Raw genomic sequence first — 25,519 nt, 5'->3', positions numbered from 1 at the left:
CTGCCCTTTTCTTGCGCCTTGCATCTCATCATCCTGAGCCCGCCTGCTTCGGGTTTCGGCGATCTGCGGCGTGGCCTCCGGCGGCCCCTCCGGGGAGGGCAGGGCCAGCCCTGCACCTGCGAGGAGCGAGGCCCCTCGACCCCATCTGTGAACGGGAATGGCAAACCGCCCGGTGAATGTTCTGTCGAGACATTCTCCGGGCGGTTTGCCATTCCCGTTCACGGGGTGATTGTTTATTCGAAAGGGCAGCTCAACGCGTTTCCGCGCTCAACTACGCCGCCATGCGATTTTTTCAAATTTCTGCGATCTTGCAGGCGGCGTAGAACCAGAAAGCTTTGGAGAGTCCAGAGAACCTTTCTCGAAAGGTTCTCTGGTCGCCGAAGGCATTCCTACTCTTCCTTGCCGCCGCCCTGGCCCTTGCCGTCGGCGGGCAGGTACACGATTTCCGCGCCGGTTGCCTCGGCAATGGCGATGAGCTCCACCCGGCGGGCGTGTTTGGTGTAAATCTTGAGATCGTCCCCGGAAACTCCAACGATGCGGAATCTCGGGCGCTTTTCTCCCTTTTCCACCTTGCGGCGTTCACGTACGAAAATCTTGGTCATGGCTCCCTCCTGTGGTCTTGTGACTTTTGGGATATTGATCTATAGTCAACATATATCCTCAAAGAACATATAGTCAAGAAGGATCGTGCTGGAAATGTCGAAAAAAACCGGAGGCGGCAAGCCTCAACGTTACATGCAGCCATCGCTGCTCATGGTGCTTCGGGATGGTCCGTCCTACGGATATGAATTGATTCAGCGCATTGCGGAGTTCGGATTTCTGCGCGGGGATGCGCCCCCGGGCATGGTGTATCGGCATCTGCGGCAGATGGACGAGGACGGGCTGGTGCGGTCCGAATGGGATGCCGAGGGCGACGGCCCGGCCAAGCGCGTGTATTCGGTTACGGCCGAAGGGCTGGAAGTGCTCGACGCGTGGATTCATCACATGGAACGCCAGCGCGACGCTCTGGACAATTTCATCCGGTTGTATCGCGAGAAAAAGGAGGAATGAGGCCTTCGGCGACCCCTCCGGGGAGGGCAGGGCCAGCCCTGCACCCGCGAGGAGCAAGGCCCCTCGACCCCATCTGTAAGTGGGAATGACAAACAGCCCGGTGAATGCTCTGGCGAGACATTCTCCGGGCTGTTTGTCATTCCCACTTACGGGGTAATTTCTTCATTCGACAGGACAAGTACCCGCGTTTCCGCATCGCCCTACGCCGCCATACGAGCCTTTCAAGTTTCTGCAACCTCACAGGCGGCGTAGAACCAGAAAGCTTTGGAGAGTCCAGAGAACCTTTCTCGAAAGGTTCTCTGGCCGCCGGAGGCTTCCTACTTCTTCCGTTTGCCGTGAGCGGTTTCCCATATGCCGGGTTCACGCAGTCGGACCTGAAGGGTGGGGGTTCCTGCCCAGAGTGACGGGCGAATCCAGTAGGCATCGGCAATGGCATCCTGCGGCAGGGGCACGAGCGGGTCGCGATCCACGCACACCACGCGAATGCCCGCGTTTTCCACATCGCCCACGGTCAGGGGGGCGCGCAGGGAGCGCAGGGCGCCGTATTCGATGAACCGGCCGCACCAGCCGAAATGTGTCAGGCCCACGGCTGCGGCCGCGCCGATGATGCCGTCGTTGGTGCCGCCGAGTCCGTGCAGTTCCATGCTGCGTGTCGCGTCCATGGCATCCTGCTGGGTCTGGCGGCGGCCCGTGGTCTGCTTGGCGAAATCCACGAGTTCCGGGGTGACCGCGTGTTCCGGCACAACGCACAGACCGGGATCGCTGCCCGGCGCGCATTCGCGCAGCAGATGCTCCGTGGCGAGCTGTACGAGCCGGGAAATGTCCATGCCGTCATCGGTTTCGACAAGAGCGCAGGCCGAGCTGTTGTTGGACGTGAACGGGATGTCGTCCATGCGCGGGAGCTGGTGCCGCACCACGCCGCGCACATGGCAGGTTTCGGGCAGGGACGCGGTGAATTCGCGCACCAGCCGTCCGGTGCCTTTGGGTGCGTCAAGGTCGTCGGTATCGTCGAACCCCAGATATATGAGCATGCTTGTGCCTCCGCATTGAAATGAGGCGGCATAATTTCATCCGAATTCGGTCTTGGCAACCGAAAAAGGCTTGCTGAGAAAACGGCACCCGCACGGGAATCGGCGGGCGGTTTCAGGTGTGCTGAAAAGGTGTGAAAACGCAGTTGGTTGAGAGTCGGGATGCGATCAGGCGAGAACGAGCCGGTAGACAAGGCGTTCGTAGCAGAAGGTCAGGGAGCGGGCTGTTTTGTGGGCAATGCCCATGCCGCGCAAACGGCAGTACACGTGCAACGGGTTGAAATGATGTTGCAGGCGTGAACGTATGGTTGTCATGGCGGCACCCTCCCTGGTTCTTGCCTGTCTTATCGGCGCGAACCGGGTCGGGCGTTAGGGGGCGTGGCTGATTTCGAGGAGCGTAAAATCGCAGCGGCCCCGGCCGGAATCCTCCAGCCACGGCCGCCTGCCCCGGGGGCGTCTGCGGGACGCCTTTTTGCCTTTCCTGTAATCAGAATAAGGCCGATTGCAGAGCCGGGCAAGGGGATGAAAAAGGCAGGCCCGGCATGTTGCCGGACCTGCTGGATATTTTTCGGAAGAAGAGGAGAGGGCGGTTACTTCTTGCCGCCGCCGTTGCCTCCGCCCTTGCCGTTTCCGCCACCCTTGCCCTTGCCGCCGGCAGAGTTGCCTCCGCCCTTGCCGCTGTTGCCGGAATTGCCCCGGCCGCCGCTGGCGGAACTGTCCTTGGAGGACTTGGAACCCTTGGCTCCGCCCTTGGCCTTGGAGGAGGCACGGCTCAGGCCCACGGCCTTGCTGCCCTTGCCTCCGGAGACTCCGGGAGTCTTGGCAATGCCGGTCTTCATGTCCCTGTTGGTCCGGCCCGGATTGGCCCTGGTGCCCACGGAAGCCTTTTCCCGGCCAACGCCTCTGGACTTGGTCGCGGCCTGTGCCCGGGTGCGGTGTCCCAGACCGATGGTGCTGGGATGCACGCCCAGTTCATGGGCGATTTCTCCCCACCCCATGCCTTCATCGCGCATGGAGGCGATGCCGGCCACGTCCACGGACGCCGCGTTGGCCACGGCCTGATCCGCAGCGGTCTGCGCCTCGGCAAGGGCTTCCTGCGCTGTTGCCAGATCCTGTTCCGCCGCTGTCAGATCCGTGTCGGTCTCGGCTGCGTCAACCGCTGCCTGCGCTGCATCCACGGCTGCCTGTGCCTCGGAAACCGCTGATTCGGCGGCATCCACGGCTTCGGCGTTTTCCGCAGCCGCGGCTTCGGCGGCAGCCTCGGCCAGCGCTTCGGCCTTGGCCGCCTGTGTCGGGTTGGAAAATTCCGGTCCGGTCTGCTCGCCGGTGTCGGCGGCATCTCCGGTTTCGCCCGTATCCGTTGTGTCACCGGTTGTTCCGTCGGTGGCAGTGTCTCCGGTCGTTGCCGTATCGCCTGCGGTGGTGTCCGTGGCGGTGTCGTCGGTCTGGGCAAAGGCTGCGGGACAGGTCAGTATCATGACCAGTCCGAGCAGGGCCAGCCAGCCGAATATCTTTCTGAGTCTCGTATTCATGTCAGTACCTCCAGCCGGGTCAGCGTGTTGCGGTGATGAATTGCACCGACTCGTTCAGTGGGAGGGCTCTGCCTCCGGTCCTGACGATTTCGGCGCTGTCGAACCAGCTCAAAGGCAGCCTTTCGGGATCGAATTCCGGATGTCCGGACAGCATGTAGCTTCTGACGCTGCGGGCGCGTTGCTCCGCCAGTGTCCGATTGCCCTGCACATAGGCCACGACATGTATCCGCAGTGACGGATTGTTTGTCATCATGGCAGCGAGCACGTGCAGCGATTCCTTGCTGTCCGGGAGCAGGCGGGCCGTCCCGGGTTTGAACGCCATTGCCCGCAGGGTGACGTTGCGTTTGCCGATGATGAAATTGCGGTAGGTGAAATCCCCGAGCAGATTGAGCCGTTCCGTTGCCGCGAGAGCAAGGCTCCCGTCCGGGTAGGCTTCCAGGAATGTCTTCCATGCCGCGCGTTCCATCTTGGTTTTTTCGAGCTGCCCCAGCGCTGCGGCGCGGTTGTACAGGGCCTCGGGATTGTGTTTGTCGAGCTTGATGACCGTGTCGTATTGCACAAGGGCCTTTGCCCACTGTCCCTGATCCAGATAGCCGTGTCCCAGATACAGGTTTGCGGGGATGTGGTCCGGGTCGATGCGCAGGGTCTCCAGATAGGCGGCCCGTTCCGCGTCGAAGTCCAGCAGCGCCCAGTGGGCCACTCCGGTCCAGAACCGATAGTCCGCATTGTCCGGGGCCAGCCGCTGGGCCTGTTCCAGATAGGGCAGCGCCTGTTTCGCCTCCTTGAGCGCAAGGTGGAATCGGCCGATGTAGTAGGCGGATTCCGCGTCGTCGGGGTGCTCGCGCAGGTTCTGCTCCAGCACCTCGATGCCTTTGGCGTATTTTTCCTGTTCCAGATAGTAGGGACCGACCATTTTGGCGCACGCGGACAGAGTCAGCGCCAGTGCCAACAGTGTCGGCAGCATGAACTTGTTCACTCGGGACTCCCGGGGTTTGCATCGCGATTCAAGATGTCCTTGCAAGGATATACTCTCCCACAAGGTGCAGGGTCACAAAAAAAGGCGAAGTTGTCAGTGAGAATCTTCCCGGCCGGAAAGGCTGCGATCGGTAAATCCGAGGCGGGCCATGGCCTCGCGTACAGGCTCGCGGTTGGCGAGTGCGGCTGTGGCGGCCTCGGCTATTTCCGGGTCGGAAATGCCTCTGGCGCGCGCGGCCAGAACCACGCGCACGAAAAAGCGCCAGTCCGGGGAAAGGGCGTCGGCCTTGAATCCGGCCCTGAGCATGGACAGGGTCAGGCCGAAGTCGAAATTCGCCTGCCCCAGCAGGGCGACCATTTCCGCGCCCGTGCGGAATGGTTCGACAGGGTTGCCGCCGAACGTGGCGGCATAGGTCTGAAAGTCCTGCGAGGGAACGCCGGAACTCACCCCCTCGCCCATGATTTCCAGACATTCCGAATCCACGCTCCCGGTGCCTTTGCGCAACAGGTCCGCGGCGGTGCGGTAGTTGGCCAGCCGTTGGCGAAGCGCCTCTGCCAGCACGTCGAGCGGCACGCGTTTGGCCAGCCCCTCGGCGAGCTTGCCGTCGAAATGGCGCATGGGCAGGGAAGCCTCGCATGCCTCGTCCAGCACGTTCAGGATGGTGCGTTTCATGAGCGCGTCATCCCCGGCAACCCTGTCCAGACGTTGCAGGGTTTCCGGGGAAATGGCGCACTGTCTGGCCCCGCTGTCGGCATGGGCCGGAAGCGGGGTGGTCAGAGGTGCCAGCGCAAAAGCCGCAATGAGCAGGGCGGCGAAAAATCGTGCGAAACTACAATGTCTGTCCATTGGTCGGATTGACGAAAAGTACGGAATTGCGGTTGCCGAACCCGTCGTTTCGGGTCAGGGCCGCTCCGGGGTCGGGCATGACCCGGTCCCCGTTCACCAGAAACACGTATTCATGGTCGCCGGGCGGAAGCTGGGCGCGGAGCACCCATGCCTTGCCCGAGGCATCGTACAGCATTTCATACCCGTCCGCATTCCAGTCGTTGAACGAGCCGATCACGGCCACGGAACGCACTTCGGGTGCGGATTGCCTGAGCACGAACGTGACCGGAAGCGTGGCCGCATGCATGCTCGGAGCGGTGTGCGGGGTGGAGCGCATGCCGAACCAGCCGCCCACGAGCAGGGCGGCCACGGTGCAGACCAGCACAGGCGCAAGCCGGGCCGGGGTCACGGTGATCCGGATGGGCCGTGAAAGCCACATGCGGAAGCGCGCCCATGCGGAAGCCGGCCTGGGTTCAAGTTCGGTCATGACCCGCGCCGTGAAATCCGGCGGCGGTTCCTTTTCCGGCAGGTGGCGGATCGCCTCCCGCAGTCTTCTGTCCAACAACGTCTGCATTTCGTCAGTCATCGGACGCCTCCGTGAATTGTTTTCTGAGCATGTCCAGCCCCCGGCTCACCCGCATTTTCGCGCCGCTGACGCTGATGTCCAGAGCCTGGGCGATTTCCCGCATGGAGAATTCCTCGCGGAATCGCATGACCAGCGCTTCGCGATAGGCCAGGGGCAGTTTGGTCATGGCGTCGAACATCCTGCGTCCGTCCAGACGACTTTGCAGGGTGTCCTGCTGGGACGCGGCTCCGGCCTCGGCAAGGCGGTTCGCATCCTCCACATAGACGTGGGGATCGCGGCCCTGTCGCCGGAGCCAGTCCCGGCATACGTTCAGGGAAATCGCATACAGCCACGGGAAGAACCGCTTTCCGTTGCGGAAGGTCCCGAGCTTTTCGTATGCGCGGAGGAAAGCCTCCTGGGCGAGGTCGGCTGCATGTCCCTCGTTGCCCACGGTGCGGAGCATGAGATTGTACACCGGGCGCTCGTATTTGCGCACCAGCATCTCGAATGCCCGGGGATTCCCCCGGAGCACGTCTCGTATGGCTTCCGCTTCCCGGCTTTCTTCCATAGGATTTCCCAAGTCCCGCACTTGGCGGGCACGGCTCATCTGCATGTACCATATACGCCCCGGACCGCAAAAGGGTCACGAATGAATCGGCAGACCTTGCCCCCGGGCCCGGGCTGGGCTAGAAACGGGATCATATTCCAACCCGGAGACACGACATGCAAGGCACTGATTCCGTTCTCCAGGCCATTCTGGAGCGCAGGAGCATTCGCAAGTATACGGACGCCCCGGTTTCCCGTGAGAATCTGCTCACGATTCTGGATGCCGGGCGCTGGGCCCCGAGCGGGCTGAACAACCAGCCGTGGCGCTTTCTGGTCATTCTGCCGGATGATCCCCGGCGCGAAAGGCTGGAGGCGTGCACCAGATACGCGCACATCGTGCGTACTGCGGGCGCGCTCATCGCCGTGCTGCTGGAACGTTCCGCCATGTACAGCCCCATGAAGGATCATCAGGGGGCCGGGGCCTGCGTGCAGAACATGCTGCTGGCCGCCCATGCCCTCGGGCTGGGCGCAGTCTGGCTCGGCCAGATCATCAATGATCAGGACGCGGCCCTGTCCGCGCTTTCCCTTTCCCCCGACGAATACGAGCTACAGGCCGTGATCGCGCTTGGTCACCCCGCAACTGCGGGCGCATCCTCGCGCAAGAATCTGGCCGAACTGCTTCTGGAGGAATTCTGATGGAGATATCCCTGTTCCCACTGGGACCGCTGGAGACCAACTGCTATGTGCTGGCCAACGGAACCGAGGCCGTTGTGGTGGACCCGGGCGGAGACCCGGCCCCGGTGCTGGCGCATGTGGAGAAACATGGCCTGACCGTGACGCACATTCTGAACACGCATCTGCACTTCGATCATACCTACGGCAACAAGGCTCTGGCCGAGGCCACGGGCGCGCCGATCCTTGCCTCGGGCGAGGATGCGTATCTGCTGGAGGACGGTCTGGGCCGAGGCGGCGTCATGGGGCTTCCCACGGTGCCGGAGTATGCGTTTCAGGCCATCGAGCCGGGCGAATTCACCTTTGCCGGTGCCGGATGCACGGTTTTTGCCACGCCGGGACATTCCGCAGGCAGCCTGACCTTTCATTTTCCCGAGGCCGGGGTTGCGTTCGTGGGCGATCTGATCTTCTACCGTTCCATCGGACGGACGGATTTTGCAGGCGGTGATCTGGACAGGCTCAAGGAGTCCGTGCGCAGGCATATCTTCACCCTGCCGCCCGAAACCGTGCTGTATTCCGGGCATGGCCCCGAGACCACGGCCGGCGACGAGATGAATCACAATCCCTTTTTTACCGGATTCTAGGAGTGCTGGCATGGCGGACCCCATTCTGGTCGACGTGCGCGACAAATGTTGAGGCATCAGTCTGGAGGTAGGTTGGTACCTCCGTCTTGGCCGGACCGACGAGGTTCAGGCTCTGGTGCAGCCTTCGGGCGTGGACCAGATACGTCACGCCCTGGACATGTACCCCGAGTGGGACATGGCATCCGAGGAACTGGACGGATATGTGCGCGTGCGTCTGACCCGGCGCGAGCCCGTGTATTCCCGGGAGGATTCCGATGCCTGAAGCCGTGATCTACGCGGGCAGCCACAGAAAGGGCGGCAACAGCGACATGGCTGCCGAACTGGTTGCCGAGGGCGTGCGCAGCGCAGGCGGCAGCGCGCGGATTCTGCATGTCCGCGCGTACGAGGTGCTTCCCTGCAAGGCCTGCGGATTCTGCGACAAAGCCGTGGGCCGGGAGCTGGATTCGCGATGCGTTCTGGCTGCCGAGGATCAGGCCGCGGAACTCTTCGAACCGCTGTTTCATGCGGCCACCGTGTTTTTTGTGTCGCCCATCTATTTCTATCATCTGCCTTCACGGTTCAAGACGTGGATCGACCGTTCCCAGCAGTTCTGGGGCGCGCGCATGAACAGGGAACCGTGGATTGCTGACCTGCCTGCGCGCAAGGCGCATACCGTGCTTGTGGCTGGGCGTCCCGTGGGGGAACGGCTGTTCGAGGGCTCGCAACTGACCCTCAAGTACTTTGCCCGGAATTTCAATCTCGTTCAGGGCGAGCATGTCGAGGTGCGGGGCATGGACGCGCCCGGCGACCTTTCCGCAGATGCGCAATGGAGTCGCATTGTTCGCGACATGGGTGCCTGCGCATGGCGCGAGGCCGTGTGACGTGCGTCGGACATGGCGCGCCGTGGCCCGCTGTCTGGGGCTGGATCAGACCCGGTGCCTTTCGTGCGGCGCACTCGTGCCTGCCGGAACCATGCTGTGCCCGCATTGCGCCCGGGAGCTGGCGCCCCGGATCGGGGGCTTCTGCCCGGTGTGCGGGACCATGTGGGGGGATGGAAATGCACCCGCTGCACCGTGTCTGGATTGCCGCTTGAATCCACCCCCGTGGGACGCGCTCGCCTTTTACGGCCGTCATGCCGGGCGGCTCCGGGAACTCATCCTCGGATACAAGTTTCGTCAGGGACTGAATCGGGAACATCTGCTTGTGAAGCTGGCGACCCGGGCGGCGCGGACACTGCCCGTGCCGGACGCGCTGGTGCCGGTCCCCCTGCACCGCAGGCGGCTGGTCTGGCGCGGGTACAACCAGAGTCTCGTACTGGCGCACGGCGTGGGCAGGGCCTTGGCGCGGCCCGTGGATTCGGGGTGTCTGGAGCGCGTGCGGCATACTCCGCCGCAGACATCATTGGACGCTGCCGGGCGGGCCGTGAACATCAAGGGCGCGTTTCGAGCCGATCCGGAACTGGTGCAGGACAGAAATCTGATGCTGGTGGACGACGTGTACACCACCGGAGCCACGCTGCGGGAGTGCGCACGGACCTTGAAGCGGGTCGGAGCCGCGTCCGTGACCGTGCTGGTCCTGTCCCGGGCCGGGGAAGGGGCTACTGCCGTTCCCGGAAATGGATGTCCCAGTTGAAGGAGAGACCGTCGAACCCGCCATCCGCCGTGAACACGTGATGAAAGCGGAGTGGTCCGGCTGCGGAAGTGCCCAGCAGGGGAATGGAAAAGCTCTGGGCCACTGTGGTGTCGCGGACTAGGTCCACGTCCAGCACCGCAATGTCGATTACCGCGTTCTGCGGCGGATTCCGCGGTTCGGCCGTGCCCTGAAGCACGAATTGCCCGGTTTCGGCATCCCTGACCAGCGAATATTGCAGCCGCATGTCCGGGTAGTACAGGGTGCGGGCGCAGGAAGGCGGCTCGCATCGGACAATGGCCGCTTCGTTTTTGTGGGCGTGCTTCGGCGCACAGCCGAAAAACGGTGCGCAGAAGAAAACAATTGTCGCGATGGCGAAAAAACGGGAAAGTCGATGCATGAAACCTCCAAAATTGCGAAAAGGTATCAGAACCCGATATTTTTGACAACAGACCTGTTTTGTTGGATATACCCGAAAACAAAATCGGGATTCCGGTTCGGTTTCCTGATTTTGCTTGCCACCGGACCGGGAATGCGGTAGTTCCATCCGGCTTGGAAAAATTTTTCACAAACACGTCCCGGGGGCTTGACTTGTCGGGGCGTCAACAGCTAATAAGCCCCCTCTTACGAATTGGAGGTTCTACTATGTTTGCAATCGTCGAGACCGGCGGAAAGCAGTACCGCGTTGAAGAAGGTCTTGAATTTAATGTTGAGTTGCTCAAGGCCGAAGCCGGCGAAAATCTGAGCATCGATAAGGTTCTTCTCGTGGACAACGACGGCGACACCAAGGTCGGCGCTCCCTACGTGGAAGGCGCTGCCGTGGAATGCGAAGTCCTCGGCCACATCCGCGGACCCAAGGTCATCGTTTTTCACAAGCTCCCCAAGAAGGATGCTCGCAAGACCCAGGGCCACCGCCACGATTACACTCAACTGAAAGTCAAATCCATCAAGGCCTAGTTGCCTGAAGGGAGGATATCATGGCTCATAAGAAAGCTGGTGGTAGTTCCAGGAACGGCCGCGACTCGCAAGGTCAGCGGCGTGGCGTAAAGCGTTTCGGCGGTCAGGAAGTGGCTGCTGGCAACATCCTCGTGCGTCAGCTCGGCACCAAGGTGCATCCGGGCGAGAACGTCGGCATGGGCAAGGATTACACCCTGTTCGCCCTGATCGACGGTCAGGTCAAGTACGAGAAGTACACCCGCAAGCGGACTGTCAAGACCCGCGTGCACGTGCTTCCGACCGAGGCCTAGTCCCGCGAAGACGAGATTTCGACCCGGGCAGGAGACGCTGCAAAGCGCCTCCTGCCCGTTTTTTGTATTGCATGATCACGACGGACCCGAGTGCGGTCCGCATGATTCGGAGGACAGGATGCGGTTTGTTGACGAGGCGACCATCACCGTTGCGTCCGGCAAGGGCGGGAACGGCTGTGCCAGTCTCCGGCGCGAGGCCAACCGTCCCAAGATGGGACCGGACGGCGGCGACGGCGGCAAGGGCGGCGACGTCATTTTCCGGGCTTCATCCCGGCTTCTCACCCTGTACGACTTTCGTCTGAAGCGCGTGTACAAGGCTCGCAGCGGCGAGCAGGGCATGGGACGGGACAAGTACGGCCGGGCTGCCGAGCCTCTGTATGTGGACCTGCCCGTGGGCACTCTGGTGTACGAAGTCTCGGAAGACGAGAACGGCAAGGTCACGGAACAGCTGATTGCCGATCTGACCGAGGACGGCAAGGACGTCGTGATCTGCGAGGGCGGAAGCGGCGGCCGGGGCAATATCCATTTCAAGTCCTCGATCAATCGGGCTCCCCGCTATGCCGAACCCGGCAAGCCCGGTCAGGAAAAGCGCATCCGTCTGGAACTCAAGATTCTGGCCGACGTGGGCCTGCTGGGTCTGCCCAATGCGGGCAAATCCACTTTTATTTCAACGGTTTCCGCTGCCCGGCCCAAAATCGCAGCCTATCCCTTCACCACGCTGGTCCCGAATCTGGGCGTGGTGGAAGGCGAGAATTTCAAGCGTATGGTCATTGCGGACATTCCCGGTCTCGTGGAAGGCGCGAGTCAGGGCATCGGCCTTGGCCACACCTTTCTCAAGCACGTGGAACGCACCCGGTTTCTGGTTCACATCCTGTCCTGCGAAGACCTGAACATGGATGACCCCATGGACGGGTATTCCATTCTGGATCAGGAGCTGGCCGAGTACAGCCCGGTGCTGGCCGAGCGCACCCAGATTCTCGTGATCAACAAGATCGATCTGCTCGACGCGGAACAGCTTGCGGCCCTGCGGGAACGCGTGGCCGAATCCGGCAGGCAGGTGTATCTCATGTCTGCACTCACGGGCGAGGGCGTGCAGCTTCTGCTGGACGAGATGTGGTACAGGCTCCGGGAAATGAACCGGGCCGAGGCTGCCGACGGCGAAGCCGATGCGGATCTTGACGCCGCGCCCGAGGCCGAGTCGGATTCCCAAGGGGAAATCGCGGAATAGCCGCATCCCCGACTTGCCAGTCTCGAACTTCGGGCTTACATTCGCGCCCATGACGAACGCCGCCACTCAGAGAAAGCATCTTTTGGACAATGCCCGGCGCATCGTGGTCAAGGTCGGCAGCGCGGTTCTCACGACCCGCGACGGCCTGAATCGCGAAGCCATGATCCGGCTTGCCGGACAGCTCGCCAAACTGCATGACCGGGGCCTGGAAATCGTGCTGGTCTCGTCCGGGGCTGTTGCCGCCGGGCGCAGACGAATTGCCGAATCCACGATGGCCAAGACCGATGTGGTTGCGGACCTGCCCGCGCGGCAGGCCACTTCCGCCATTGGGCAGAGCCGCCTGATGCACGACTATGACGAGGCCTTCGGCTGGTTCGGCAAGGTCACGGCGCAGGTGCTCCTGACCCGCGACGGCCTGAAGCGGCGGGAGCGTTTTCTCAATGCCCGCAACACGCTGGAACGCCTTCTGGACTGGGGCGTGATTCCCATCATCAACGAAAACGACACCATTGCCGTGCGCGAACTGGAGTTCGGAGACAACGACACTCTGGGCGCCATGTGCCTCGGTCTGGTGGGCGCGGACCTGTTCGTGAACCTGACGTCCGCGGACGGCGTGTTCGACAGGAATCCGGACGAACACCCGGATGCCCGGTGCATGCCCGTGGTCGAGGACATTGCGTCGCTGGACATCGAGTCCATGTGCGAGGGCAAGACCAACGTGGGCACCGGCGGCATGTACTCCAAGCTCAGGGCGGCGCGGCGTGCGGCCCAGCTCGGCGTGTCCACCCTGATCGTGTCCGGCAAGGGCGAATTCGATCTGATTTCCGTGTTGGACGGCGAGGAGCGCGGTACTCTGGTGCTGCCCGAGTCCCACACGGTTTCCAGCAAGAAGTTCTGGCTCGCGTATCACGACGACCCGTCCGGCTCCATCATCGTGGATCAGGGCGCGGCGAGGGCATTGCTCAAGAAGGGCAAGTCCCTGCTTCCGGCCGGCATTCTCGAGGCGAGCGGCTGCTTTCAGCGCGGCGCGCTCGTGTTCGTCAAGACCCGGGACGGCGAATCCCTCGGCGTGGGCCTGACCAATTTTTCCTCGGACGAACTGAATCGGATCAAGGGCATGCATTCGGACGACCTGCCCGGCGTGCTTGGTCCGGTTTCCTTCATCGAGGCCGTGCATCGCGACAACCTGCTGCTCGACGCAGCCATCTGACGGTTCGCCTGATCCCGCTTTTTCGCATTCCTCCTGCCCCGGCTTCCATGAATCGGGGCGGGTGGACTTTCCTGTTTCACCCCGGCGCGACAGTGTTCGTGTCAGCAACCCGGACAATCCCGACATGAAGATACTTTTTGCCAGCGATCTGCACGGCTCGGCCCTGCGTACGGAAATTGCGCTTGATGCTGCCGATCGGCACGGCGCGGAATGGATCGTGCTTCTCGGCGACATCCTGAACCACGGCCCGCGCAATCGGCTGCCCGAGGGATACGACACCCTTGCCACGGCCCGGATGCTCAACGAGCGTGCGGACCGGATCATGGCCGTGCGCGGCAACTGCGACGGCGAAGTGGACGGCATGGTCCTGAAGTTTCCGGTCAGTGCTGACTACTCGTGGCTGACCGTGGGAACCCGGCGCGTGTTCCTGACCCACGGGCACATGTGGAGTCCCGACAACCTGCCCCTGCTGCGGCCGGGTGATGCATTCGCCTACGGCCACACCCATGTGTGGAAGGCCGAGGTGCAGGACGGCATCCACATCTGGAATCCCGGGTCCGTATCCCTGCCCAAGCAGGGATTGCCTCCGACCTTCGGCCTGCTGGACAACAACGTGTTTCACGTGCTGGACATCGAGGGCCGGGAGATCGCCTCGGACGAGCCCGGAATTGGCGCGCCGCTTCACATCGCGGCCAAAACAGCGTAATCGGGTAGGGCCTTTTTCCAGACACCCCGCGAATACAGGAGTCCCGGTGCGCAAACTCTATCTCGACAAGAATCTCCAGTTCGTCTTCGGGGTCACGCTCATGACCGTGATGGGCGTCTCCTCCATCATCCCGGCTCTTCCCGACATCATCGAGGGACTGCATATCGGACCGGCCCACATCGGGTGGGTCATTTCCGCCTTTACCCTGCCCGGGGTGCTGCTCGCGCCGCTGGTGGGCATTCTGGCCGACCGGATCGGGCGCAAGGCCATTCTGGTGCCGTCCCTGTTCCTGTTCGGCATTTTCGGCACGGCCTGCTTTTTTGCGTCCGACATCAAGACCCTGCTCTGGCTGCGTTTCTTTCAGGGCGTGGGCGCGGCTCCGCTCGGTGTGCTCTACGGTACCATCATTGGCGACCTGTACGAGGGCAGGGAGCGCGCTGCGGCCATGGGCGTCAATGCCAGCGTTCTGGCCATGGGCACGGCCGCGTATCCGGGCGTTGGCGGTCTGCTTGCCATGCTCGGCTGGCAATGGCCCTTTCTGCTGCCCGCCACGGCCATCCCCCTCGGACTGGCCGTGATCCTGAAAATGGACGCGCCCGAACCAAGGAGCCACGAAGCGCTGAGCGACTACATCAGGAACGCAGCCAGACTCATGGCCACGCGTCAGGCCATGAGTCTGTTCGCCACCACGTTCCTGACCTTCGTCATCCTGTACGGCCCGCTCATCACCTACATGCCCATTCTGCTGGACGAGCGGTACGGCCTGTCCTCGGCCGCCATCGGGTTCGTGTTTCTGACCGCCTCCTTTCTGACCGGGCTGGCCTCGTTCCGTCTGGGCAGGCTGGCTCATGCGTTCGGTACGCGCAAACTGCTCATGACCGCAGCCGTGCTCTACGGCGCGAGCATGCTCGGCATTCCCAACGTGCCGTCCTTCATCTGGATATTCGTTCCTGTCATCTGCTTCGGTCTGGCCCAGGGACTGAACATCCCTCTGGTCATGACCCTGCTCACGTCCCTGGCTCCCATGCAGCAGCGCGGCGCATTCATGGCCGCGAACGGGCTGCTTCTGCGACTTGCCCAGACCGTGGCTCCGGTGCTCATGGGCGGTATCTACGTCCTGTTCGGCATGCAGGGGGTTTTTCTGGGTGGTCTGGTCTGTGCCCTGATCATCTTCTGGCTGGCCATGTTCCGCATCGTGGACGAGTAGCCGTTTTCGCGGATGACACGCCTTTTATTTTTCGGGGACCGGGGCTTCACGGAAAGTCGGGCCTTCGGGTAGGTTGTGCGTATGACCGATTTTTCTCCGGATACGTCCCTTTCCCAGGTGTACTTGCAGATAAGCGCCAACATACTGGAGAGCTTTCCCCGTTTTCGGCCGCCCGTGGACCTGTACGTGTTCAAGCCGGACCTGAACCGCGTGGATCGATTGCATCGGGCAGGAAAACGGCTGGGCATCGAAGCACAGGCCCGGGTGGCGGGATTCGCCCGCGAGGGCCTGCTGTTTCTGCTGCGGGACGACTATCAGGTCTATGCCGAACATCTCAGCAGAAAACTGGGACTGGTGCTGGTGGAGGATGGGCTGGACGCGCGCGAGGTTGCCGAAATATTCTTTCTGGCGTTTCGGGAGCGCATGGAAGCCTTTCTGGATCAGCCCCGGGAAGAGCCGCTTCGGCTGCTGGAACGCGATCTGTCCATTCTTGCCGAATATCTGTGGGTCAATCCCTGTCGCGTGGAATTCCTGACCCGTTCCCTGAACAAGGAATACGGTCTTGCCGTGCATTCCGTGAACACCATGTTCATCGGACTGGCCCTGTACGGCCTGATGTCTGCGGGCAATGCCGGGCGCATGGAACTGGTGCGCATCGGTCTGGGATTGATTCTGCACGATCTGGGCATGACTGCGGTGCCGCGTTTCATCACGGACAAGACCTCCTATCTGGTGCGGCGGGACAGGGAATCCATCGAGAAGCACATTGACGCGGGGCTGGGCAGACTGCAACGGCTCAATGTGTCGGACGAGGTCGTTCTGCAATGCGTGACCCAGCATCACGAGCGGCTGGACGGTTCGGGATACCCGGATCGGTTGCGCGGGACGGAGATTGGCGGAGCCGGACGGCTTTGCGCCGTGGCCGACTCCTTTTCCGCCATGATCGGGGACCGGCCGTATCGGGATGGGCGCGTGGTGCACGAGGCCGCTGCGAAGCTGGCTGCGGAGGGCGGACGCTACGATCAGGGCATGGTTGCGGCGCTGGTGCGTCTTCTGGAGCAGGGATATCCCGCCTGCGTTGTTTCCGAAGCGGATTAGACCGGATCGCTCATTGCCGCTGGCGAAGGATTCGGCGCAGCAGCAGGGCAAGGAGTATCAGCGCACTGCCCAGAAGCAGGATGTTTCGATCGAAGATCGGTTTCTTTTCATTGGCAAAGGAATACCATTTGCGTCTGAGTCGGCGTCGTTCCTCTTCGGGGACGCGGCTCCATCCCGCATTCAGGAATTCGAGAAGTTCGGTGTTTCTTTTGGCCACCGCGTACTTGAGGGGAAGCGTGTACAGAAGCATGTTGCCCTGAAACAGGTCCGTCACCTTGAGCACGTTCATGATATGCGACACGCTTGGTTCGTCCGCCACGAAACCGTCCAGAGAGCCTTTGGCTGCGGATTCGATCAAGGCCTTGTTGTTCAGAAGGGGAATCAGCTTTTGCGACGGGTAGGTCGTGCGCATGTATTCCTCTTCATAGCTCTGGGCGATCACGCCGATGCGCAGGGCTCTTGACGGGGAGTACCGACCCTTGATGCCTGCGGAAAGGTACAGGCGTGCGGGAATGCTTTCTATTTTTTCCCCGAATATCAGGGTTCGGCTTCTTTCCGGAGACTGGACAAGACCGCCGTGCACGTGGGCATGGCCGTTTCGCACCATGTCGATGGATGCACCCCAGGTTGCCAGCCGGAATTCCACCTCCACCTTGTTCGCCTTGCCGAAAGCGCGCCAGAGGTCGATCAGAAGTCCCGTGGGGTTGCCTCCGCCGTCCAGATAGGAGAACGGCGGGTAGTTCGTGTCATGGGCCACGACGATGCGTTCGAACCGGGCCTGTCCTGTTGCGGGAAACAGGAACAGCAGGATCAGCATGGCGGCCAGACCCGGGTGGGCGAATCGGGATTGCATTCTTCCTGAATATGCCGGATCCGGGTTGCAGGCAATTTTCCGCAGGAATTTATACACCGTTTCAGATGATGTATCCCTTGTTGCGCGCGGCTTCCGGGTCCGCGAACAGGCCCATGGCCGTGGTCATGACCCGGAATCCGAATTGTTCATAGAATTTTTCCTTGCCCGGCACAGCGTACAGAAGCACGTTGCGCGATTTCAGTCTGCCGAGCATGGCTTTCATCATGCGTTTCCCTAGTCCCTTTCCCTGATATTCCGGAAGAATGCACAGGTCGTAGATGATCGAACCTGCCACCCCGTCCGACAGGGCACGAGCCAGCCCCACAAGCCTGTCACCATCCCGGGCAAACAGGACCAGATCGCTGTTCTCGAAGGTGCGGCGCAATCTGTCCGGCTTTCTGGTCCCCAGAGGCGCGCGTTCGAATATCGTGCACGCCTCTTCCCAGTTCACGTTGTCGAGGGAGAATTGCAGGTCGATGCTCATTGTGCGGTCCACCATGTCTTCATGCGTACGAGCTCCCGGTCCGAAGTTCGGCTCTTCAGGCTGTGGAGGACGACGATGATTCCCTGTTCCGGCTTCTGAATTGCGTATTCGGAAAGCACTTCCTCGCCCAGAGGGCATTCGGCCCGGAACTGGACATCCAGCGCGGTGCAGTTCCGGGAATTGCGCAATTCTTCGGGGACCGCTTCCAGCGCCCATTCCACGAGCCGCACGTTGTTGACGTGGTTGTTGATGTCCAGATCGAACCCGTGCGCCGTGGTCGTGAAGCCGATGTCGCCCTGCTTGAGCCGGGGGATGGCTCTGGTAGGGAACTTCGCGGCCGGGGAAATATCCGGGATCGCATCGTCCGGAATGAGTTCGGCCGGGGAAACCGGGCGGCGCGTATCCATGTCGATCGTCACCCACGAAGAGGTGGCCCGGACCGGGATCGCGGACTTTGCATCATGGATCAGGAATTCCCGGGATGCGGTCAGCCTGTCGTGGCCCGAGGGCCATGTGCTGATGGTCATGGGCTCGTCAATGGCGGGCAGGCACTCTATCTGCATGTAGAGCCGGGCCAGAACCCATGCCCGGCGCAGCCGGATCAGGTCGTGATAGCCGAAGCCGTGACGGTCCGCATGGCAGGTCGCCACGTGCTGGAATCGGCGGCACAGCACTGCCGGGGAAATGGTTTCGTCTGGCCCGGCTTCATAGGATTTTACCTGATATGGATGCGTCAGCACCCGGGGATCGTTCACATTCGTTGTCATTGCAACTATCTCCGTGTCATGCATGAGTGTTCGGGAATCGTGGCTACAGGTACTTGTCTATGATGGCGCGGATGGTGTTGTCGAGCTGAGCTTCGTCAAGAGCCGCCTCGAAGTCGCGTACGACCTGTTCCGCCTCCGGAAACGTGCGGCGCAACCCGAAATTGAAGCAGGACGGTTCACCCACGGCCAGTTCCCTGGCCGCGAACCGGTCGCGAATGCCGAGTTCCTGCATGGCGTAGAGCGCGGCGAATCCGTTGCCCACGAAAATGTCGGCATCACCGTCCAGAATGGTTGTGAACACGGTATCCATGTCCGGCAGCCAGTTGACGCGCAGGGATGGCGGAAACGTGCGCCTGGCCCAGCCGTTGCCCTGATAGTCCACCATGGTGAAGCGGTTCAGGTCGTTCACGGAACTGATGGCCCTGATTTCCTCGCTCCGGGGATTGTCCCTGTTCCAGAAGACCGAGGCCAGACTTTCAATCACGGATTCCTCGGCAAAGAGCATGAACTGTTTGCGTCCGTCCGTGGGATTCGTGCACAGGGCATCTCCCTTGGCAGCGCGAATCAGGTCCTGTGCAACCGGCCAGTCGTAGGCGCGGTGTTCCACGGCGAATCCCATGCGTTTGCCGACGATGTCGTTCATGGCGTCCACCAGAATGCCGGAAATCCGTCCGTCTTTCATCATGGAATAGGGGGCGAACTGGCGGTTCCAGTTGAAGATCATGGTCTTGGGTTCGGCAAGGGCGAGGCCGGGGCACATGGCGCAGGCCGCGAAACCGCCGGATATCAGGGACAGGGCCTGTCTGCGGGAAAATGTGTGAGGCATGAGCGCACCTTGGCTGACGGGTTAGCGGAAACCGTCAGCCAATATAGATGGGGCTGCCGTGTTTGGCAACCCGTGTACGCCTGTCGGGAATGCTACCCGAGAAAGCCCTTGATGCCGGTGAACATGATTTGCGCGGCAAGGGCGGAGAGCACCAGCCCCGTGATCTTTGTCAGCACGGAAATGCCGAGATTGCCGATGACCCGTTTGATGGCCGAGGCCGAAAACAGGAGCATGCCCACCGTGATGCAGGCCGCCAGAAGCGAGGCCGAACCGATCAGGCGGTGCGTGGTGTCCCCGAGTTCCGCGCCAAGGATGAGCAGGGAACCGATGGTGGCCGGCCCCACGGTGATGGGGATGGCCAGAGGCACGATGGCGATGTCGTCCTCGTCCTCGGGCTGGGGCGCGGTGCGTTTGCCCGAGACCAGAGTCACGGCAGAAAGGAACAGGAGCGCTCCGGCACCGACGCGGAAGCCGTCCAGCGTGATGCCCAGCGTGGCGAAGATCGCATTGCCTGCAAAATACAGGATCAGCGAGATGACCGCCACGGCCATGACCACGCGCACGGCCAGCTTGTGCTGGTCCTTGAGCGGCATGTCCTTGGTCATGGAAAGAAACACGCTGAGTACGAAAAACGGGGTCAGCAGAAAAAACAGCTTTATGTACAGGCTGACAAACAGGTTGATCATCCGGAATGCTCCTTCAAGTGGTTCGGCCGTGGCGGGTAACGCGTTTGGTGTCGCTTGTCCACTACATTAGCATGGAGGACCCGGTTTTTTCCATGTGGCCGGTCCTGCTGTTTCATGCGGGTTTTGCGGACATGCGGAAGTCGAGCGGGCAAAAGGTGTTCTTTTCTGCTCCGTTTTCGAAAAAAAAAGAGATGGGACATGGGATTTCAGGGGGGAAGTCGGACAATCCGCAGAAAAATGTGCGTAACGATTTTTTCGATTGTGTGTCCCCCCGTTCATCCCGACCGCAATAAAAAAGCGTCCCGGTCAAAGGCCGGGACGCTTTTGCGTCTTGGGAAGGAGCAAGCCGTCTACAGATAGTTGGCGGTCACGATGGCTATGCCGCACATGAAGCAGGCCACAAGGGCCGGGCGGCCGCCAAAGGCGCGGAATTTCGTGTTTCTGCCTGCCGAGCGCATCTTCCAGACCATGATGCAGGGCAGGAGAATGGAAATGATGGTGAAGGCGGCTCCGGCATGGGACAGGGCCGCAATGAATCCGTCCGGAGCGAGCAGGGAGGCGGCAAGAGGCGGCACGAAAACCAGCAGGCTGGTGCCCACGCGGCTTTTGCTGTCGTTTTTGCGATGGAAGGTCTCGGCCACCAGATCGAACAGGCTCAGGGACACGCCCAGAAACGAGGTGATCAGGGCGAGCACCGCGAACAGGGAAACGGCGGTGCGGACCCAGAGGGAATCTCCGCTTACGGCCTTGACCAGCGCATCCACATTGGCCATGCCCGCAAGCTGGTCCGGGGTGGTGCTGCCGAGGGAGAGCAGGAGCCACACGATGTAGCAGATGCTCGGGAGCGCGCCGCCGATCATGAGGATACGGATCAGGGCCTTCCGATCCTCGCCGATGAAGGTCACGATGCTCGGGATGCAGACATGGTAGCCGAAGGACGTGATGAGCACGGGAAAGGTGACGATCAGAGCCTTGGCCGTGGGCGCGCCCAGCGTGAGGTTTGCCGGATTGACGTGTTCGCCGAGCGTCGCAAAGCAGATGGCCATGGCCGCGAACATGGAGAAGAACAGCCCCTTGTTGGCCATGACCACGACATTCATGCCGGAATACAGAATGATGCCGCTGACAAGGGCGAACACGGCGGTGCCGATGCGGGCATCGATGTCCAGTGCGCCGGAGATCAGGTCGCCCATGCCCGTGAGATACGCCACAAGCAGGCAATAGAGGAGAAAGAACACGCTGCCCGTGCCGACGATCTGGCCGGGGCGTCCCAGAATTTTCCGGGTCATGTGGTTGAGATTGACGCCCTTGCCGAATTCCAGATTGATTTCCAGCAGCATGAGCGCGGAGAAGGTGGCCACGCACCACATGAAGACCAGCACGGCCGCGCCCGTGAAGAACCCGAGGCTGCCGATGGTCATGGGCAGTCCGAGCATGCCCGCGCCGATTGCGGTTCCCGCGACCACGCTGATCGCGCCGATATGTTTGCCGTCCAAGATGACTCTCCTCTGTTTGGTGGGGAACAAGCGAAAAAAGCGTGCTTTTGCGAAAAAGCACGCGGATTCGCGCAGAAGAGAGCGTCCAAATTAGAATTGACGGTGTTAGGCACCCCTTGATTCGATACAACCAGATCAATCTCTTCCGGGGCACTACCTATTCAAGGGAATATGCTGAGTCAAGGGGAAAGCCGGACGTTTGGGCGGAGCTGGAAGGATTGGTTTCAGCTGGTCGATACGGTGTGGATCGATTATGGATATCATGACTGCAATCGGTTGCGTGAGGACGGCTTGGGTGGCCTGTTTGCCTTTTTTCAGAAGGAGGAATGAAGTGGAGGAGCGTTTCAAGACCCATGGGGTGTTCAGCATGAACGAGCTGATCACTACGGATTTGCCGGCTGCAAGGGAATTCTACGGCAAGTTGTTCGGCTGGAGTTTTGTCGAAACAAAGACGATTTACGGAAATCCCTATCTTGCCGTGTTCAAGGGAAAGAGCTGGGTTGCGGGCATGATGCTCAAGGAGGGGAACGTCCCCGGGGACGTCATGCCCTGCTGGGATTCGTACGTCACTGTTGATGATGTTGATGAGTCCGCCAGACAGGTTCGGGAATTCGGCGGAGAAGTCGTCCTGCCGCCCACGGACATTCCCAATGTCGGACGATTTTGCGTGATCAGGGATCCGCAGGGCGTGCCGCTGAATCTCATCACGTTTCAGGAAGAGGATGGAGAGTAGGTTTCAGATTGCAGGTGGAAATACCTTGAATCACGTCGGGCCCGGTCAACAGGATTTGACCGGGCCCGATTTTTGTTTCCGTGGGAGGAGTTCGGAAAATCATTTTTCCGGCTTGGGTTGCACGTCGGTGACGCCAGCCAGATGGGGACGGTCGGTTTCGGGCTCGGCAAGGGGCTGCACTTCCTTGATGGCGCGTGCGCAGCGGTCGGGCAGAGCCTGATATTCGCGGATGTTCAGGCCGTGCCAGTGCATGTCCTGATCCGTTACCTGTCGCAGTTCCCTGGCCGGGGAGCCGACCAGCAACTGCCGGGGGCTTCCCTTGAAGGCCGCCTTTACAAAGCTCATGGCCGCGACAATGCTTTCCTCGCCGATTTCGGCTCCGTCCATGACCACGGAATTCATGCCGATCAGGCAATTCCGCCTGATAACGCATCCGTGCAGAATGGCCCCGTGCCCCACGGACACGTTTTCCTCGACAATGGTATCCACGTCGCAATAGCCGTGCATGATGCAGCCGTCCTGCACATTGGACCCCTGTTTCACGATCAGGCGGCCATAGTCGCCGCGCAGAGAGGCGCAGGGGCCGATATACACGCCCTCGCCGACAATCACGTCGCCGATGAGTACGGCAGTGGGGTGAACATACGCGGTGGGATGAACCACCGGCACCAATCCTTCGAATTCATAACAAGGCATATGATCAGTCCTTTTGATGTTGCAAGTGAGGTTCGGAAAACGGAGGACAGATTTGCATGATCATGTTCAAAATTCAATCATGATTTTTATATCGGCGTGGAAGGGGGGAGTTGATTGAGAGCGAAAAAAGGCCCGGTCAGTTTTTCACTGACCGGGCCTCTTCGATACCAAAGAGGTGGAGTGGGAGGGGAATGTTTGTACTAATGCGAAACCGTTACAGCAGAAGAAACTCTTTTTGCTTTTTCCACGGCGCTTTCAACGTCGTCGGCAAGGGCCAGGGCAACACCAAGACGACGGACTCCGGCGCATTCGCCCTTTCCGAAAATCAGAACCTTTGTGTCTGCCTCGCGAAGCGCGTCGTCAACGCCAGCAAAGGAGGGCTTGTCCGATGTGCCGTTGGAGAGAATCACGCTCGAAGCGGCGGCTCCGTATTGACGGATATTCGGGATCGGCAAGCCCAGAATGGCCCTTGCATGCAGGGCAAATTCACTCAGGTCCTGCGAGATGACCGTCACCAGTCCCGTGTCGTGAGGGCGCGGGGAAACCTCACTGAAGATGATGTCGTCATCCTTGACAAAAAGTTCGACCCCGAAAATGCCGCGTCCACCCAGGGCGTCCGTGATCCTGCGTGCATAGTCCCGAGCTTTGGCAAGGGCTGCTTCACTCATGGGTTGCGGCTGCCATGATTCGCGGTAATCCCCGTTTTCCTGTCTGTGCCCGATCGGCTCGCAAAACGTCGTTCCATCAATGTGACGCACGGTCAACAGGGTGATCTCGTAGTCAAAGGGAATGAATTTCTCGATGATGATGCGCCCTTCACCCGTTCGGCCGCCGGACTGGGAATATTCCCATGCCTTGTGGATGTCAGCCTCGCTTTTGACAACGGACTGTCCCTTTCCGGAAGAGCTCATCACGGGCTTGATCACGCATGGGATGCCGATTTCAGCCACTGCCGCCCGGTATTCCTCTTCCGTGTCGGCGAAGCGGTAGGGGGATGTGGTCAGGCCGACCTTTTCGGCTGCAAGACGCCGAATGCCTTCACGATCCATTGTCAATCTGGTCGCATTGGCATTGGGGACGACATTGAATCCCTCCTTTTCAAGCTCGACCAGAGTGGACGTGGCAATGGCCTCGATTTCGGGCACAATGTAGTCCGGCTTTTCCTCCATGATGACCCGACGCAGCGCATCGCCATCCAGCATGGACATGGTGTAGGAGCGGTGCGCCACCTGCATGGCAGGGGTGTCTTCATAGCGGTCAACCACAATGACCTCAACGCCAAGCCGCTGCGCCTCGATCACGACTTCCTTGCCCAGTTCGCCACCACCAAGAAGCATCATTTTCCTTGCAGACGCCGTTTTGGCCGTTCCCAATATCGTCATGTTGAATCCCTCTGAATTGATTGAAATCAAGCTTGAAACAGGAAAGCTCTATGCCAAATTTCCTTCGGAAATGAAAGGATTGGGTGAGCGTTTTATTCAAAGGCTGCAAGTCGCCTCGCAAAATTTTTTATTTCGAACGGCCAATTTTCTCATTTCGAATGGCGACTTGCATCAGGTCGACCACCAAACGAAAAAGTGGTGGAGCTGAAGGGAATCGAACCCGCGACTTCTTGGGTGGCATGCACGCGGAACTGGCGATTATGTTTTGAAATATTTTGATATAAACAGAAAATTAGTGATGTTGGAGGTGTGTTGAATTCGTTTGGTTGACCGGATGGTTGACCAAAATCTGAATCTATTGAGGACTTATTGTCCACTCTGAAAAAATCGATGGCACGTCGTTGTCAGAGTTTTCGTGTATCCCATTTGGGCCGAACATCCACCCACAAGCTAACACTTACCGTAACAGCAAACACGCACCAAGGCGTTGACAATCCACAATGAGAGGCATATCCAAAGAGAAAATAAGTCAAAGACAAGTAAAAAATAAGGAGAAGATATGTCAAAAGTAGCTGAGGTAGAAGCGAAGATCTGGGAAAAAGGGGGGGGTCATGGTAACTATCCGAGCCCCTCGTAACGAGGAAATCGGCGACTACAACTACAAACGGGCGATGGACAAGGGGGCCTCCCTGCAAAAATTCAAGGAAGATCGTCTGGAGCCTGTTCTGAAAGGCCACGAGTACGAGATTATTGATGGCGACCATGAAACACCCCATGGGAGGACCAAACTGGAAAGAGTCCGAAATTCTTATCAAAAATAGAAGGCCCACCACACACCTAAATCATAAGGAGGAAAGTATGGGCGTATTAGGGACAGCTCGCGAGTGTCTTGAGAACTACGAGTACAACAAGCTCGTGGATAGGTATGACGAGCACACCGCTCAAACCCTTATAAAGGAGCAATTGACCAAAGCCGGAATCACGCTTTCAGATTTTGAGACTTACCGAAGGGTTAAGCATTCTATTCAAAATGGTGCGTTGAATGTCAGAAAAGCACAGAAGGAGGCGCAGGAAGAGGCTTACGCCGCAATTTCGAATGTATACGCATGATACGGGAGTGCCTCACAAGTGATAAGGGGGGGGGCAAGAAAACCCAAGCCCCCCCAACGGAATCTCGCAAATCCAGGTTAACCGGAAATGTTATTCGAACGGTTATCCATACGAAAAAAAGGCTTAGAAGGAAAACCTTCTAAGCCTTTAATATTCTGTGGTGGAGCTGGAGGACGATCTCTTGAATGCCATGCATGAGGAGGACTATCCAATCATTTGAATCTGTTGATTTTTTTCAAGAAGTTTACCCAAGGCCGGTGATTTGAGGGTGGTGTTAAAAAATTTGATGCTTCCCGTTGTTCAAACAAGATTCATTGGCTCACGCTGGACATTTTCACGCCAGC

Annotated in this window: 33 protein-coding genes; 16 read left to right on the top strand and 17 right to left on the bottom strand. The window is 60.1% G+C overall.

The genetic code is table 11. The features are described from left to right. Window positions 1–389 precede the first annotated feature (389 nt). A complete protein-coding gene (locus tag MPN23_RS09195; protein WP_243543916.1) occupies window positions 390–602 on the bottom strand; it encodes a hypothetical protein in 213 nt (70 codons plus the stop codon). 94 nt (window positions 603–696) lie between these two features. Here MPN23_RS09195 and MPN23_RS09190 point away from each other — a divergent pair, with 94 nt between their 5' ends. Further along, window positions 697–1,050, top strand: a complete 354-nt coding sequence (locus tag MPN23_RS09190; RefSeq protein ID WP_243543915.1) for a helix-turn-helix transcriptional regulator — start codon at window positions 697–699, stop codon at window positions 1,048–1,050. A gap of 317 nt (window positions 1,051–1,367) precedes the next feature. Here MPN23_RS09190 and MPN23_RS09185 read toward each other — a convergent pair whose 3' ends face one another. From MPN23_RS09185 to MPN23_RS09155, 7 genes are all read right to left on the bottom strand, one after another. Then, a complete protein-coding gene (locus MPN23_RS09185) occupies window positions 1,368–2,081 on the bottom strand; it encodes a hypothetical protein (protein ID WP_243543914.1) in 714 nt (237 codons plus the stop codon). 165 nt (window positions 2,082–2,246) lie between these two features. Beyond that, the gene (locus tag MPN23_RS09180; RefSeq protein WP_243543913.1) at window positions 2,247–2,393 is read right to left on the bottom strand and encodes a hypothetical protein; all 147 of its coding nucleotides are present in this window, start codon (window positions 2,391–2,393) and stop codon (window positions 2,247–2,249) included. Window positions 2,394–2,668: 275 nt separating this feature from the next. Continuing rightward, window positions 2,669–3,610, bottom strand: coding sequence for a helix-turn-helix domain-containing protein (locus tag MPN23_RS09175; protein ID WP_243543912.1), 942 nt, complete (start codon window positions 3,608–3,610; stop codon window positions 2,669–2,671). A gap of 19 nt (window positions 3,611–3,629) precedes the next feature. Next, window positions 3,630–4,586 carry a tetratricopeptide repeat protein gene (locus MPN23_RS09170; RefSeq protein ID WP_243543911.1) on the bottom strand — a complete coding sequence of 319 codons (957 nt, stop codon included), beginning with the start codon at window positions 4,584–4,586 and terminating at the stop codon, window positions 3,630–3,632. 93 nt (window positions 4,587–4,679) lie between these two features. Beyond that, window positions 4,680–5,432 carry a hypothetical protein gene (locus tag MPN23_RS09165; RefSeq protein WP_243543910.1) on the bottom strand — a complete coding sequence of 251 codons (753 nt, stop codon included), beginning with the start codon at window positions 5,430–5,432 and terminating at the stop codon, window positions 4,680–4,682. Further along, entirely contained in the window at window positions 5,416–5,997 is a 582-nt protein-coding gene (locus tag MPN23_RS09160; protein WP_243543909.1) for a glycogen-binding domain-containing protein, read from the bottom strand. Before MPN23_RS09160 ends, MPN23_RS09165 begins: the two co-directional genes overlap by 17 nt. Then, a complete protein-coding gene (locus tag MPN23_RS09155; RefSeq protein WP_243543908.1) occupies window positions 5,990–6,544 on the bottom strand; it encodes an RNA polymerase sigma factor in 555 nt (184 codons plus the stop codon). Before MPN23_RS09155 ends, MPN23_RS09160 begins: the two co-directional genes overlap by 8 nt. A gap of 155 nt (window positions 6,545–6,699) precedes the next feature. On the opposite strand from MPN23_RS09155, the gene MPN23_RS09150 reads away from it, so the two are divergent. From MPN23_RS09150 to MPN23_RS09135, 5 genes are all read left to right on the top strand, one after another. Beyond that, window positions 6,700–7,218 (top strand): nitroreductase family protein, encoded by a 519-nt coding sequence (locus tag MPN23_RS09150; RefSeq protein ID WP_243543907.1) that lies wholly within the window; start codon window positions 6,700–6,702, stop codon window positions 7,216–7,218. Beyond that, complete coding sequence (locus MPN23_RS09145) at window positions 7,218–7,838, top strand: MBL fold metallo-hydrolase (protein WP_243543906.1); 621 nt, start codon at window positions 7,218–7,220, stop codon at window positions 7,836–7,838. The genes MPN23_RS09150 and MPN23_RS09145 overlap by 1 nt, the downstream gene beginning before the upstream one ends. Window positions 7,839–7,968: 130 nt before the next feature. Next, entirely contained in the window at window positions 7,969–8,100 is a 132-nt protein-coding gene (locus tag MPN23_RS17035; RefSeq protein ID WP_279388661.1) for a hypothetical protein, read from the top strand. Next, window positions 8,093–8,698, top strand: coding sequence for a flavodoxin family protein (locus tag MPN23_RS09140; protein ID WP_243543905.1), 606 nt, complete (start codon window positions 8,093–8,095; stop codon window positions 8,696–8,698). The genes MPN23_RS17035 and MPN23_RS09140 overlap by 8 nt, the downstream gene beginning before the upstream one ends. Window position 8,699: 1 nt before the next feature. Continuing rightward, window positions 8,700–9,449, top strand: a complete 750-nt coding sequence (locus MPN23_RS09135; protein WP_243543904.1) for a ComF family protein — start codon at window positions 8,700–8,702, stop codon at window positions 9,447–9,449. On the opposite strand, the gene MPN23_RS09130 is transcribed toward MPN23_RS09135, so the two are convergent. Next, a complete protein-coding gene (locus MPN23_RS09130) occupies window positions 9,415–9,846 on the bottom strand; it encodes a hypothetical protein (RefSeq protein WP_243543903.1) in 432 nt (143 codons plus the stop codon). The genes MPN23_RS09135 and MPN23_RS09130 overlap by 35 nt on opposite strands. A gap of 245 nt (window positions 9,847–10,091) precedes the next feature. On the opposite strand from MPN23_RS09130, the gene rplU reads away from it, so the two are divergent. The 7 genes from rplU (at window position 10,092) to MPN23_RS09095 (ending at window position 16,142) form a co-directional block, all read left to right on the top strand. Beyond that, window positions 10,092–10,403: a 50S ribosomal protein L21 gene (gene rplU, locus MPN23_RS09125; protein WP_243543902.1), complete on the top strand. Its 312-nt coding sequence runs from the start codon at window positions 10,092–10,094 to the stop codon at window positions 10,401–10,403. A 20-nt stretch (window positions 10,404–10,423) separates the two neighbouring features. Next, a complete protein-coding gene (gene rpmA, locus MPN23_RS09120) occupies window positions 10,424–10,693 on the top strand; it encodes a 50S ribosomal protein L27 (protein WP_243543901.1) in 270 nt (89 codons plus the stop codon). Window positions 10,694–10,811: 118 nt separating this feature from the next. After that, window positions 10,812–11,921 (top strand): GTPase ObgE, encoded by a 1,110-nt coding sequence (gene obgE / locus MPN23_RS09115; protein ID WP_243543900.1) that lies wholly within the window; start codon window positions 10,812–10,814, stop codon window positions 11,919–11,921. A 49-nt stretch (window positions 11,922–11,970) separates the two neighbouring features. After that, entirely contained in the window at window positions 11,971–13,131 is a 1,161-nt protein-coding gene (proB, locus tag MPN23_RS09110) for a glutamate 5-kinase (RefSeq protein ID WP_243543899.1), read from the top strand. 124 nt (window positions 13,132–13,255) lie between these two features. Then, window positions 13,256–13,837 (top strand): phosphodiesterase, encoded by a 582-nt coding sequence (gene yfcE / locus MPN23_RS09105; protein WP_243543898.1) that lies wholly within the window; start codon window positions 13,256–13,258, stop codon window positions 13,835–13,837. A 46-nt stretch (window positions 13,838–13,883) separates the two neighbouring features. Continuing rightward, entirely contained in the window at window positions 13,884–15,044 is a 1,161-nt protein-coding gene (locus MPN23_RS09100; RefSeq protein ID WP_243543897.1) for an MFS transporter, read from the top strand. A gap of 81 nt (window positions 15,045–15,125) precedes the next feature. After that, on the top strand, window positions 15,126–16,142 hold the full coding sequence (locus MPN23_RS09095; RefSeq protein ID WP_243543896.1) for an HD-GYP domain-containing protein: 1,017 nt from the start codon (window positions 15,126–15,128) through the stop codon (window positions 16,140–16,142). A gap of 10 nt (window positions 16,143–16,152) precedes the next feature. Here MPN23_RS09095 and MPN23_RS09090 read toward each other — a convergent pair whose 3' ends face one another. The 6 genes from MPN23_RS09090 to MPN23_RS09065 all read right to left on the bottom strand — a co-directional run bounded on the left by MPN23_RS09090 (window position 16,153) and on the right by MPN23_RS09065 (window position 21,254). Further along, a complete protein-coding gene (locus tag MPN23_RS09090) occupies window positions 16,153–16,995 on the bottom strand; it encodes a transporter substrate-binding domain-containing protein (RefSeq protein WP_243543895.1) in 843 nt (280 codons plus the stop codon). A gap of 61 nt (window positions 16,996–17,056) precedes the next feature. Further along, entirely contained in the window at window positions 17,057–17,494 is a 438-nt protein-coding gene (locus tag MPN23_RS09085; protein ID WP_243543894.1) for a GNAT family N-acetyltransferase, read from the bottom strand. Further along, complete coding sequence (locus MPN23_RS09080; protein ID WP_243543893.1) at window positions 17,476–18,246, bottom strand: acyl-[acyl-carrier-protein] thioesterase; 771 nt, start codon at window positions 18,244–18,246, stop codon at window positions 17,476–17,478. The genes MPN23_RS09085 and MPN23_RS09080 overlap by 19 nt, the downstream gene beginning before the upstream one ends. Before the next feature lie 43 nt (window positions 18,247–18,289). Then, complete coding sequence (locus MPN23_RS09075) at window positions 18,290–19,072, bottom strand: substrate-binding periplasmic protein (protein WP_243543892.1); 783 nt, start codon at window positions 19,070–19,072, stop codon at window positions 18,290–18,292. 92 nt (window positions 19,073–19,164) lie between these two features. Then, on the bottom strand, window positions 19,165–19,758 hold the full coding sequence (locus tag MPN23_RS09070; RefSeq protein ID WP_243543891.1) for a MarC family protein: 594 nt from the start codon (window positions 19,756–19,758) through the stop codon (window positions 19,165–19,167). 350 nt (window positions 19,759–20,108) lie between these two features. Next, complete coding sequence (locus tag MPN23_RS09065; RefSeq protein ID WP_243543890.1) at window positions 20,109–21,254, bottom strand: amino acid permease; 1,146 nt, start codon at window positions 21,252–21,254, stop codon at window positions 20,109–20,111. 331 nt (window positions 21,255–21,585) lie between these two features. Here MPN23_RS09065 and MPN23_RS09060 point away from each other — a divergent pair, with 331 nt between their 5' ends. Continuing rightward, on the top strand, window positions 21,586–21,987 hold the full coding sequence (locus tag MPN23_RS09060) for a VOC family protein (protein ID WP_243543889.1): 402 nt from the start codon (window positions 21,586–21,588) through the stop codon (window positions 21,985–21,987). 99 nt (window positions 21,988–22,086) lie between these two features. Here MPN23_RS09060 and caiE read toward each other — a convergent pair whose 3' ends face one another. Together caiE and purT are read right to left on the bottom strand one after the other, a co-directional pair. Next, window positions 22,087–22,683, bottom strand: coding sequence for a carnitine operon protein CaiE (gene caiE, locus MPN23_RS09055; RefSeq protein ID WP_243543888.1), 597 nt, complete (start codon window positions 22,681–22,683; stop codon window positions 22,087–22,089). 200 nt (window positions 22,684–22,883) lie between these two features. Next, on the bottom strand, window positions 22,884–24,065 hold the full coding sequence (gene purT / locus MPN23_RS09050) for a formate-dependent phosphoribosylglycinamide formyltransferase (protein WP_243543887.1): 1,182 nt from the start codon (window positions 24,063–24,065) through the stop codon (window positions 22,884–22,886). Between purT and MPN23_RS09045 the strand changes: the two genes are divergently transcribed. Both MPN23_RS09045 and MPN23_RS09040 read left to right on the top strand, forming a co-directional pair. Continuing rightward, the gene (locus MPN23_RS09045; protein ID WP_243547423.1) at window positions 24,043–24,273 is read left to right on the top strand and encodes a hypothetical protein; all 231 of its coding nucleotides are present in this window, start codon (window positions 24,043–24,045) and stop codon (window positions 24,271–24,273) included. The two genes, purT and MPN23_RS09045, sit on opposite strands and share 23 nt — an antisense overlap. Window positions 24,274–24,818: 545 nt before the next feature. Beyond that, complete coding sequence (locus MPN23_RS09040; protein ID WP_243543886.1) at window positions 24,819–25,175, top strand: hypothetical protein; 357 nt, start codon at window positions 24,819–24,821, stop codon at window positions 25,173–25,175. Window positions 25,176–25,519 lie beyond the last annotated feature (344 nt).

It is taken from the genome of Pseudodesulfovibrio tunisiensis, assembly GCF_022809775.1.
Taxonomy (GTDB): domain Bacteria; phylum Desulfobacterota; class Desulfovibrionia; order Desulfovibrionales; family Desulfovibrionaceae; genus Pseudodesulfovibrio; species Pseudodesulfovibrio tunisiensis.
Note: the sequence above shows the minus strand (reverse complement) of the source record. Positions and strands in the feature narration are given on the sequence as shown.

Excerpts from the sequence above, each read along its gene's own strand:
- MPN23_RS09095 (WP_243543896.1), top strand. The coding sequence starts at position 15,126 with ATGACCGATTTTTCTCCGGATACGTCCCTTTCCCAGGTGTACTTGCAG.
- obgE (WP_243543900.1), top strand. The coding sequence starts at position 10,812 with ATGCGGTTTGTTGACGAGGCGACCATCACCGTTGCGTCCGGCAAGGGC.
- yfcE (WP_243543898.1), top strand. The coding sequence starts at position 13,256 with ATGAAGATACTTTTTGCCAGCGATCTGCACGGCTCGGCCCTGCGTACG.
- MPN23_RS09130 (WP_243543903.1), bottom strand. The coding sequence starts at position 9,846 with ATGCATCGACTTTCCCGTTTTTTCGCCATCGCGACAATTGTTTTCTTC.
- caiE (WP_243543888.1), bottom strand. The coding sequence starts at position 22,683 with ATGCCTTGTTATGAATTCGAAGGATTGGTGCCGGTGGTTCATCCCACC.
- MPN23_RS09185 (WP_243543914.1), bottom strand. The coding sequence starts at position 2,081 with ATGCTCATATATCTGGGGTTCGACGATACCGACGACCTTGACGCACCC.
- MPN23_RS09070 (WP_243543891.1), bottom strand. The coding sequence starts at position 19,758 with ATGATCAACCTGTTTGTCAGCCTGTACATAAAGCTGTTTTTTCTGCTG.
- MPN23_RS09165 (WP_243543910.1), bottom strand. The coding sequence starts at position 5,432 with ATGGACAGACATTGTAGTTTCGCACGATTTTTCGCCGCCCTGCTCATT.
- MPN23_RS09195 (WP_243543916.1), bottom strand. The coding sequence starts at position 602 with ATGACCAAGATTTTCGTACGTGAACGCCGCAAGGTGGAAAAGGGAGAA.
- purT (WP_243543887.1), bottom strand. The coding sequence starts at position 24,065 with ATGACGATATTGGGAACGGCCAAAACGGCGTCTGCAAGGAAAATGATG.
- MPN23_RS09175 (WP_243543912.1), bottom strand. The coding sequence starts at position 3,610 with ATGAATACGAGACTCAGAAAGATATTCGGCTGGCTGGCCCTGCTCGGA.
- MPN23_RS09190 (WP_243543915.1), top strand. The coding sequence starts at position 697 with ATGTCGAAAAAAACCGGAGGCGGCAAGCCTCAACGTTACATGCAGCCA.
- MPN23_RS09145 (WP_243543906.1), top strand. The coding sequence starts at position 7,218 with ATGGAGATATCCCTGTTCCCACTGGGACCGCTGGAGACCAACTGCTAT.
- MPN23_RS09160 (WP_243543909.1), bottom strand. The coding sequence starts at position 5,997 with ATGACTGACGAAATGCAGACGTTGTTGGACAGAAGACTGCGGGAGGCG.
- MPN23_RS09155 (WP_243543908.1), bottom strand. The coding sequence starts at position 6,544 with ATGGAAGAAAGCCGGGAAGCGGAAGCCATACGAGACGTGCTCCGGGGG.
- rpmA (WP_243543901.1), top strand. The coding sequence starts at position 10,424 with ATGGCTCATAAGAAAGCTGGTGGTAGTTCCAGGAACGGCCGCGACTCG.
- MPN23_RS09075 (WP_243543892.1), bottom strand. The coding sequence starts at position 19,072 with ATGCCTCACACATTTTCCCGCAGACAGGCCCTGTCCCTGATATCCGGC.
- rplU (WP_243543902.1), top strand. The coding sequence starts at position 10,092 with ATGTTTGCAATCGTCGAGACCGGCGGAAAGCAGTACCGCGTTGAAGAA.
- proB (WP_243543899.1), top strand. The coding sequence starts at position 11,971 with ATGACGAACGCCGCCACTCAGAGAAAGCATCTTTTGGACAATGCCCGG.
- MPN23_RS09080 (WP_243543893.1), bottom strand. The coding sequence starts at position 18,246 with ATGACAACGAATGTGAACGATCCCCGGGTGCTGACGCATCCATATCAG.
- MPN23_RS09150 (WP_243543907.1), top strand. The coding sequence starts at position 6,700 with ATGCAAGGCACTGATTCCGTTCTCCAGGCCATTCTGGAGCGCAGGAGC.
- MPN23_RS09140 (WP_243543905.1), top strand. The coding sequence starts at position 8,093 with ATGCCTGAAGCCGTGATCTACGCGGGCAGCCACAGAAAGGGCGGCAAC.
- MPN23_RS09085 (WP_243543894.1), bottom strand. The coding sequence starts at position 17,494 with ATGGTGGACCGCACAATGAGCATCGACCTGCAATTCTCCCTCGACAAC.
- MPN23_RS09180 (WP_243543913.1), bottom strand. The coding sequence starts at position 2,393 with ATGACAACCATACGTTCACGCCTGCAACATCATTTCAACCCGTTGCAC.
- MPN23_RS09090 (WP_243543895.1), bottom strand. The coding sequence starts at position 16,995 with ATGCAATCCCGATTCGCCCACCCGGGTCTGGCCGCCATGCTGATCCTG.
- MPN23_RS09040 (WP_243543886.1), top strand. The coding sequence starts at position 24,819 with ATGGCGACCATGAAACACCCCATGGGAGGACCAAACTGGAAAGAGTCC.